Source organism: Blastococcus sp. SYSU DS0541 (genome assembly GCF_054050875.1).
Map to the genome: position 1 here is coordinate 95,887 of NZ_JBJHAD010000018.1, position 6,537 is coordinate 102,423.

Consider the following 6,537-nt stretch of genomic DNA (forward strand, 5'->3'; position numbering starts at 1 on the left):
GAGGGAGGCGCTGTGGGCGGCACCGGGCAGCTGCGGATCCACCTGCTGGGCTCGTGCGCGGCCTCCGCCGGAGGGGCGCCCCTGGATCTGGGAGGCCCGCGCCAGCGCGCCGTCCTCGTCCTCCTCGTGCTCGCGCGGGGCGAGGTGGTGCCGGTCGAGCGGCTGACCGAGTCCGTCTGGGGAGACCGGGCACCGGCCGACCCGGCGGGCGCGCTCCAGGCCTACGTCTCGCACCTGCGCCGACGGCTGCAGCCCGGTAGCGCGGCCCGTCACCGATCGACGGTCATCGTCAGCGAGGGGCGCGGCTACGCCGTCCGGCTGCCACCGGACGCGGTCGACGTCTGGCAGTTCGAGCAGCTGCTCGACCGGAGCGGGGCGGTGGGCGATCCGGCGGAGGTGGCGGAGCTGCTGTCCCGCGGCCTCGCGCTGTGGCGGGGGCCGGCGCTGGCCGAGTGGGCCGACGAGCCGTGGGCGGCTCCGGAGATCGGCCGCCTGGACGAGCTGCGGGCGGTGGCCCGCGAACGCCTGGTGGCCGCGCGGCTGGCGCTGGGGGACGCGGCGGTGCTCGTGCCGGAGCTGGAGGCGATGGTCGCCGAGCAGCCGATGCGCGAGGAGCGGTGGCGCCTGCTGACCCTGGCTCTCTACCGGGCGCAGCGGCAGGCCGACGCGCTCGGGGCGCTGCGCCGGGCACGCAGCACCCTCGCCGACGAGCTGGGCGTCGACCCGGGGCCCGCGCTCCAGGAGCTGGAGCGGCAGGTGCTGGCCCAGTCGCCGGAGCTGGCCGTCCCCGCGCAACGAGGCCGCCCGGAACGGTCCGACCGCGCGGCCGACCCCCCGCCGGACGACCTCCTCGACCGCGACGCCGAGCTGACCGCGGTCCGCGCCGCCCTCGACGAGCTCCTCCGGGGTGAGCCGCGGCTGCTGCTCATCGAGGGGCCGGCGGGCATCGGCAAGACCCGGCTGCTCACCCAGGCCCGGCGCATGGCCGTCGAGCGGTCCATCGGGGTGCTGTCGGCGCGGGGCAGCCCGCTGGAGAAGGCGTTCGGCTTCGGCGCGGTCAGGCAGCTGTTCGAGCCGCGGCTCACCGATCCCCGGCGCCGGGACGAGCTGCTCGCGGGGGCGGCGGCCAGTGCGCGGGCGGTGTTCGACCCCGCGGGCGGGGAGGCGCCGGACGGCTCGTTCGCCGCCCTGCACGGGCTCTACTGGCTCGCGGTCAACTTCACCGCCGACGGTCCGGTGATGCTCGCGATCGACGACGTGCAGTGGTGCGACAGCGCGTCGCTGCGCTCGCTGGCCTACCTGGTGCGCCGGCTGGAGGCGGTGCCGGTGCTCGTCGTCGGGACGGTGCGGACCGGTGAACCGCACGAGGACGAGGAGCTGCTGGCCGAGCTGGCGCTGGAGCCCGCCGCCGTCGTCCTCCGGCCGGGCACGCTCTCCGCCGGGGCCGTCACCGAGCTGGTGGCGCGGCGGCTGGGGGAGCCGGTCTCGCCGCTGTTCGCCCTCGCCTGCCACCGCACGACGTCGGGCAACCCGCTGCTGCTGCGCCAGCTGCTCCGTGCCCTCGAGGCCGACGGCGTGCGGCCCGACGCCGCCCACGCCGACGTGGTCGTGGCCGTGGGGTCGCGTGCGGTCTCGAGCATGGTGCTCCTGCGCCTGCGCCGGCTCGGCGGCGCGGCACCGGTCGTGGCGCGTGCCGCCGGGGTCCTCGGTGACGGGGCGCCGCTCCCGGTGGTCGCCGCGCTCGCCGAGCTCTCCGAGAGCGACACCGCGGCCGCCCTGGCCGGGCTGGCCCGCGCCGAGATCCTGAAGGACGAGCAACCGCTGGCCTTCGTCCACCCGCTGGTCCGCGAGGCGGTGTACCGCGACCTCCCCGCCGCGGAGCGGGCGCTCCGGCACGAGCGGGCCGCCCGGCTGCTGCGCGAGGCGGGGGCCAGCGACGAGCAGGTGGCCGCCCACCTCCTGCTCGCGCCGGTCCGAGGCGACGGCGAGGCCACCGAGGTGCTGCGCCGCGCGGCGCGGACCGCGGCCGAGCGCGGGGCCGCCGACAGCGCTGTCACGTACCTGCGCCGGGCGCTGGCGGAGCTGCCCACAGGTGAGCAGCGGTGCGACGTGCTGCGGGAGCTGGGCATGGTGGAGTCGCCCCTGGAGGGCGCGGCGGGCACCGAGCACCTGATGCAGGCCTACGAGGGGACCACCGATCCCCGGGAGCGCGCCGGCATCGCCGTCGCCATCGCCCGCACGCAGGTCTTCGCCAGCCCACCGGGGACGGCGACGGCCTTCGCCCGCCAGGCCGCGGAGGCGCTGCCCGACGGGCTCGACGACCACCGGCAGGCGTTGCTGGCGATCGAGCTGGTGAGCGGCTACATGCACGCGCTGGACCCCTCCCTCTGGCGGCACCCGGTACCCGAGCCGTCCGGCGACGGGCACGGGGCGCAGATGCTGGCGGCGGCCCTGGCCTACGACGCGACGATCGAGGGCACCGACCGCGACCGCGCCGTGCGGCTGGCCCGCTCCGCACTCGACGGCGATCGCCTCTGGGTGGTCGACCACGGCCTGTTCTGGGTCGTCGCCGCCATCATCCGGATGCTCGCCGACGACGACCTGGGCGACTTCTGGGCCCGCGCCCGCGCCGAGGCCCACGCCCGCGGATCGCTGTTCGCGGTCCTGTCGACCAACCTGTGGCAGGGCTTCTGGCACTGGCGTCGCGGGGAGCTGGCCGAGGCCGACTCGTGCCTCACCAACGCCCTCGACGAGAGCCGGATGTGGGGCGGGGCGGGGATCGCGCCGCCCTTCGCCCACGCCTTCCTGATCGGGTGCCACCTCGACCGCGGGGACCTCGCCGCCGCTCGCGCCACCGCGGACGCGGCCGGTGGCGGTCCGGGCGTCGGCGACGGTGGCCGGCTCCTGCAGCATGCCCGGGCCCGGGTGCTCACCGCCGAGGGGCAGCACGAGCGGGCCCTCGCCCTCCTGGACACCGTGCCGACGCCGATCCCCGTCCCCAACCCGGTGTGGAACCCGTGGCGCAGCACCGCGGCCCTCGCGCTGCGCGGGCTCGGCCGGACCGACGAGGCGGTGGCGCTGGCGGAGGAGGAGGTGGGCCTGCTGCGGCGCTGGGGGGCGCCGAGCCATCTGGGCGCGTCGCTGCGGCTGCTGGGCGAGCTCCGGGGGCCGGACGGGCTGGCCGAACTGCGGGAGGCGGTCGCGCTGCTGGCTCCGACGACGGCGGCGGTCGACCTCGCCCGCGCCCGGTGCACCCTCGGCGCCCGTCCGGAGGTGACCGACCACGAGGCGGTACCGCTGCTGCGGGCCGCGGTCGAGGAGGCGCACGCCCGGGGAGCGCTCGGCGTGCGGGATCGGGCGCGGGAGGCGCTGCAGGCCCGCGGCTGTCCCGACGCCGTCCACCGGGTGGCCGTCCGATCCCCGACGGTGACCGAGCGCCGCATCCTCGAGCTGTCGGCCGCCGGGCTGGGCATCCGCGAGGTGGCCCAGCAGCTGTTCCTGACGCCGGGCATGGTCCGCTCGGTGCTCGAGCGGGCGTCGGCCGACGGCCTCAAGTTCTTCTCAAGTCCGACGGGTGAGGCTCGGACACCGGCACCCGGGAGGACCCCGTGACCCAACAGCAGATCGCCGAGTCCGCACCCTCCCGCGCCGAGGCGCTGCGGGGGTTGTGCGGGGGCTCCGTGCAGCTGCCGGGGGATCCCGCTTACGACATGGCGCGCTCGCCCTGGAACCTGCAGGTGCGCGACCACCCGGCGGCGGTGGCCTACCCCGCCTTCCCGGACGAGGTGGCCGACGTGCTGCGCGCCGCGGCCGCCGCCGGCCTGCAGGTGGCCGCCCAGGGCACCGGGCACGGGGCGCCGCCGCTCGAGGGCCGGCTGGGGGAGGCCGTGCTGCTGCGCACCTCGGCGATGACCGAGCTGGAGATCGACCCCGACCGCCGCACCGTGCGGGCCGGCGCCGGCGTGCTGTGGGGTGACCTGGCCGAGACGGCCGGCCGCCACGGGCTGGCCGCCCGGCACCCGTCGTCGCCGGACGTCGGGGTGGTGGGCTACAGCCTGGGCGGGGGGATCGGCTGGTATGCCCGGAAGCTCGGCCTGCAGTGCAACGCGGTGACGGCGGCCGAGCTGGTCCTGGCCGACGGCACGTTCGTGCGGACGACGGCCGAGCGGGACGCCGAGCTGTTCTGGGCGCTGCGGGGCGGGGCCGTGCCGCTCGGCGTGGTGACCGCGCTCGAGTTCGACCTCTTCCCCCTCGAGACCGTGGTGGCCGGCCACCTGTCCTGGGACTGGACGGTGGTGGAGCGGGTGCTCCCGGCCTGGGTGGCCTGGTGCGCGGACGCGCCCGAGGACGTCACGACGGCGTTCCGGCTGCTCGACGTCCCGGACGACCCCTCGGTCCCGGCGCACCTGCGCGGCCGCCGGATCGCGATGATCGACGGCGCGGTCCTGGGCGACGACGCCTACGCCGCCGACGTCCTCGCGCCGCTGCGCGCCCTCCGTCCCGAGCTGGACACGGTCGCGCGGGTCCCGGCGGCGTCCCTCGTCCGGCTGCACCTCGACCCGGAGGGGCCCACCCCCGCCTACGCCAGCAGCACGCTGGTCTCCCGGCTGCCCGAGGCGGCCGTCGCCGCCATCACGGCCGCGGTGGGTCCTGGTTCGGGCACCCGGCTGGCCGCCGCGGAGCTGCGCCAGCTCGGCGGTGCGCTGGCCCGCCCGGACGCCCACGGTGGTGCGCTGTCCGCGCTGGACGGCGAGTTCCTCGCCCTCGGGCTGGGTCTCGGCGGTGGCGACGACCAGGACTGGGAGCAGCAACGCGAGGACGCCGCCCGTTTCCTGGCCGCGGTCGAGCCGTGGGCCACCGGCCGGCAGTACCTGCCGATGCTGGACGAGCGCACCGACACCCGGAAGGTCTTCCCGCCCGGTGTGCACGCCCGGCTGGCCGCCGTCCGCCGGGCCGTCGACCCGGGCGACCTCTTCGTCGCCGCGCACCACGTGGAGACCCGCCCGCCGGCTTGAGACGGCGCCTCAAGGTCGTCGCAACCGCCTGTCAAGGACGGCGCGCCACCGTTCCTCCATCAGCTCGACCCCGACCTGGAGGACCCCGTGACCGCCATCCTCGACGCCCCCGTCGTCGACACCGAGATCTCGTTCGACACCCTGCGCAGCCTGCTGACCGGTTCGGTGCACACGCCCGAGGAGCCGGAGTACGACGCGCTCGTCTCACCCTGGAACCTCGCCGTCCCGATGCGCCCGGCCGCCGTCGTCGCCGTCCGCACGGCCGACGACGTCGCCGCCGCCGTGCGCTTCGCCGGCGCCCACGGCATGACCGCCGGCGTGCAGGCCACCGGCCACGGCGCCGAGCGGTCCCTCGCCGGGCACCTGCTGGTCCTCACCCGCGGCCTCGACGAGGTCACCGTGCACCCGGAGGGCTGGGCCCGGATCGGCTCCGGCGTGAAGTGGTCGCAGCTGGTCCCGGTCGCGGCGTCCCACGGCCTGGCCGGGGTCAACGGCTCGACCACGGACGTGAGCATCGTCGGCTACACGACCGGTGGCGGTGTCGGGCCCCTCGCCCGCACGTACGGCATCAACGCCGACCGGGTGCGTGCCTTCGAGGTCGTCACCGGCGACGGGGTGTTCCGCCGGGTGACCCCGACCGAGCACCCCGACCTGTACTTCGCGCTCCGCGGCGGGAAGGGCGCGGCCGGCATCGTGACCGCCATGGAGTTCGACCTCGTCCACATGCCGGAGTTCTACGGCGGTGCGATCTACTTCGACTCCGCGGATGCGGCCCGGGTCATCGGCCGGTGGCGGGGCTGGGCGGACGACCTGCCGGAGCTGGGGACGACGTCCTTCGCCATCTTCCAGCTCCCGCCGCTGCCCGAGGTCCCGCCGCCGCTCGCCGGCCGGGTGACCCTCGCGATCCGGTTCCTGTGGACCGGGGAGCCGTCGGAGGGCGCCCGGCTGCTGGACCAGCTGCGGGACGTGGCACCGGTGGTCCTGGACGACGCCCGGCTGCGGCCCTACACCGAGATCGACGCCGTGCACGCCGACCCGGTCGACCCGATGCCCGTCGTCGACCCGGCGATCCTGCTGAACGCCTTCCCGGCCGAGGCGGCCGACCGGCTGCTCGCCGTGGCCGGGCACGGGTCGGAGTCCCCGCAGGTCATCGTCGAGGTGCGGCACCTGGGCGGGGCCTACGCCCGCGAGGGCGCCCACCCCAGCGCGTTCAGCCACCGGGCGGCGCGGTTCAGCGTCCTCACCGTCGGCATGGCGATGGACGAGGAGATGGCCGCTGCTGCACTCGCGCACGCCGACCAGGTGTTCTCGGCGCTCGCCGACTGGGACACCGGGGGCGTGTGGCCGAACTTCGGGATCCCGCACGACGCGGTCTCCGCCCGGCGGTCCTACGACGAGGCGACCCTCTCCCGGCTGCGGGAGGTCGTCGACGCCTACGACCCGCAGGGGGTCCTGCAGGCCGGGGCCTACACCCGGGCGTGAGTCCCGGGCGGTGCCCGGACGTGGTCTCCCACGTCCGGGC

At 76.8% G+C, this 6,537-nt stretch carries 3 protein-coding genes; all 3 read left to right on the forward strand.

What is annotated here, in order from left to right; genetic code table 11:
* Positions 1-12 precede the first annotated feature (12 nt).
* The 3 genes from ACI794_RS17680 to ACI794_RS17690 all read left to right on the forward strand — a co-directional run bounded on the left by ACI794_RS17680 (position 13) and on the right by ACI794_RS17690 (position 6,497).
* On the forward strand, positions 13-3,612 hold the full coding sequence (locus tag ACI794_RS17680; protein ID WP_456617008.1) for a BTAD domain-containing putative transcriptional regulator: 3,600 nt from the start codon (positions 13-15) through the stop codon (positions 3,610-3,612).
* The gene (locus ACI794_RS17685; RefSeq protein ID WP_456617009.1) at positions 3,609-5,015 is read left to right on the forward strand and encodes an FAD-binding oxidoreductase; all 1,407 of its coding nucleotides are present in this window, start codon (positions 3,609-3,611) and stop codon (positions 5,013-5,015) included. Before ACI794_RS17680 ends, ACI794_RS17685 begins: the two co-directional genes overlap by 4 nt.
* Before the next feature lie 87 nt (positions 5,016-5,102).
* On the forward strand, positions 5,103-6,497 hold the full coding sequence (locus tag ACI794_RS17690) for an FAD-binding oxidoreductase (RefSeq protein ID WP_456617010.1): 1,395 nt from the start codon (positions 5,103-5,105) through the stop codon (positions 6,495-6,497).
* Positions 6,498-6,537: the final 40 nt, after the last annotated feature.